Origin of the sequence: Arenibacter sp. F20364 (assembly GCF_023015905.1) — a bacterium.
Lineage (GTDB): Bacteria > Bacteroidota > Bacteroidia > Flavobacteriales > Flavobacteriaceae > Arenibacter.
The window spans coordinates 1-2,255 of the sequence record NZ_JALKBD010000088.1; the positions used below are offsets into that span (position 1 = coordinate 1).

Sequence of the window (2,255 nt, forward strand, 5' to 3'; positions counted from 1 at the left end):
GTGTGATTTAGCTCATAGCATAATTATTTTAGGGGTATTCGTGAACCTTCGCTCAAGCTTCGGTTTCTCCTCACTATCGTTCGTTCGAAATGACTGGTTAGGCAACTTTGAACTCAACACCTTAGTCTAGTATCTAGGCTCCAGATTCTAGAATCTCATTTCTCAATACTGACTACTGACTACTGACTACTGTTCACTGAAAACTGTTCACTGAAATCCCTTCTCGATACAATTTTATTCCGTTTCACTGCATAAAACCACTCGAAGTGACGGGCATTCGGCTTTGAACTTTATAACATTGAACATTAACATTGTTTATTGCTAATTGTTCATTGTAAATTGTTTTAGCCACTGCTTACTGAACCCGCCCGCTTCTCGATACAATTTTATTCCGTTTCACTGCATAAAACCACTCGAAGAGACGGGCATTCGGCTTTGAACTTTATAACTTTATAACATTGAACATTAACATTGTTTACTGTTCTTCCTATTCTGAAAAGCTAGGACCTGCAATTATGAATTTGAAATTTTATTATGGATCTTTTTTAGGCCCATGGCCATTATAATTCGAATAATACCCAGGGTGATAAAGAAAAGGGATGTGGACCAAATTTCATTATTGCCATCAAAAATGGACCATAACAAAATGAAAAAGGCCAGGCCTTTGGTCACGGCTACAAAAAGCAACAAGGACGACCATGGAAAGTCATTGGGGAACTGTTGTTTGGACAAAACACCTATGGCCAATGTGCTTTTGAACAGTAGACGAAATGCCACGTACAGGGTTAGCAGGGGTATGGTCTGCTCGGGAAAATAGATAAAGAAAAGCCCACTTAGTAGATCAATATTGCCTCCGGTAAAAAACCAGCCCCAGCCCTTGATCTTTTTACATCTTATAAGGGCAAAAGTGAATTCGCCCAGGCCGGAAATCAGGATAATAAGGCCCAAAAATAGGGAGAAGGTATCGTAGTATTCAGCGGGAATAACCAACAATAATATACCTGCCAAAATATAAACTATTCCTGATGACAATGGCATCCGCCAATGGCTTATGGTCAGTTTTAGTGGTCTAAGCATGGTGCCTTTCATCAATTTGGTCATTTCTAAAACCCAAACCCGAATAGGCTTCCTGGTGTCAAAGGTATTTTCCACTTTATAATTTTTTTGGGATAAATGTCATTGAGAGATAACACAAGCCCATTTTGGTTAATTAAAAAACGATGCCATAACATCTAAAATGCAGTATTCCACAGGAAATTTCAAAAAAAGCAGGGCGGTCATTTCCATAGGTATCACAGCAAAAGCCCGGGACTTAATCTTTTCCCGGATTATTGCCATCCTAACTCTGGATTATTCTTGGGTATGTGTGGTGTACTCCCTTAGGTGACCACCTCTGCTTTAACTTTTTCCTTACTTCCCTGTATAGGGGGTTATTTACATATATTTCGTCAAAAAACGGAAAAATTCCTTTTTCAGATCGGCATAGATCTGTCTTTGGGATTCCATTTTTTCCCGGAATTCCACATGCTTATGGGAAAGGTTGATGTCCATGGCCTCATGCCCGGATTGGGTCTGTCCCGCGATATTCATTTCATGCTTTTCTATGGTTTCCTTTAGGTCGTCAATCACTCTTTCATGTAGGGTGAACTCGTTTTGGAAATGTTCCAATTGGGTAAGTACCTCCTTGGAGGACCAGCGTTTTATTAATTCTGCCAAGCGGTTTTTGAACGATTTTAGTTCATCTTCCCAGAAGGCAAGTTCCGAATGCCAATGTTGGTGTTCAAAATGTAGGTCTTCATGGTTTAAAACTTCTGTTTTCATTGTTTTCATACTACTGTTCTATTTAATTAATACTTCCTTTTTTTATAAATCCCGTGTAAGTCGCTCCTATTCAGGAGTTAATAGGACATGGGATGGACAAAGGCCTTATGGCCTCATACCATTTTGTCCTTTGTCCTATTGGCCATGACTTTTTAAATTCCTCTTTCCACTTTTAGGGTATAATGGGAAGTGGTTTACCCGCTTCCGGCCCTTTTGTTATAACAAATCTATTTTATAGGGATGGTTTTTAAAATGATCTGTATCAGGTAGATCAAATTTGTTGGATTTTACGGCTCTTTTTGGGCGATTTATAAAGGGAATGAGTTGATAGGGGGGGGAGGCTATTTCGGAGTGATGGTGCCACCTGTTTCGGTCAAACAGTGCCACTTTGAAAGATCTTTCAATAATACAAAAAAAATGTGTTAAGCGTTTTT

At 39.2% G+C, this 2,255-nt stretch carries 3 protein-coding genes; all 3 read right to left on the minus strand.

Features of this window, described 5'->3' with window-relative positions:
* Positions 1-513: 513 nt before the first annotated feature.
* Entirely contained in the window at positions 514-1,152 is a 639-nt protein-coding gene (locus tag MWU84_RS23760; RefSeq protein WP_246906489.1) for a DUF308 domain-containing protein, read from the minus strand.
* A 282-nt stretch (positions 1,153-1,434) separates the two neighbouring features.
* A complete protein-coding gene (locus MWU84_RS23765; protein WP_246906490.1) occupies positions 1,435-1,830 on the minus strand; it encodes a hypothetical protein in 396 nt (131 codons plus the stop codon).
* 207 nt (positions 1,831-2,037) lie between these two features.
* Positions 2,038-2,255 (minus strand): hypothetical protein (locus tag MWU84_RS23770; RefSeq protein WP_246906492.1); only part of this gene is annotated, 218 nt, incomplete at its 5' end.

What these genes read in the sequence shown, in the direction of transcription:
- MWU84_RS23765 (WP_246906490.1), bottom strand. Translation starts at nt 1,830, where the DNA reads ATGAAAACAATGAAAACAGAAGTTTTAAACCATGAAGACCTACATTTT.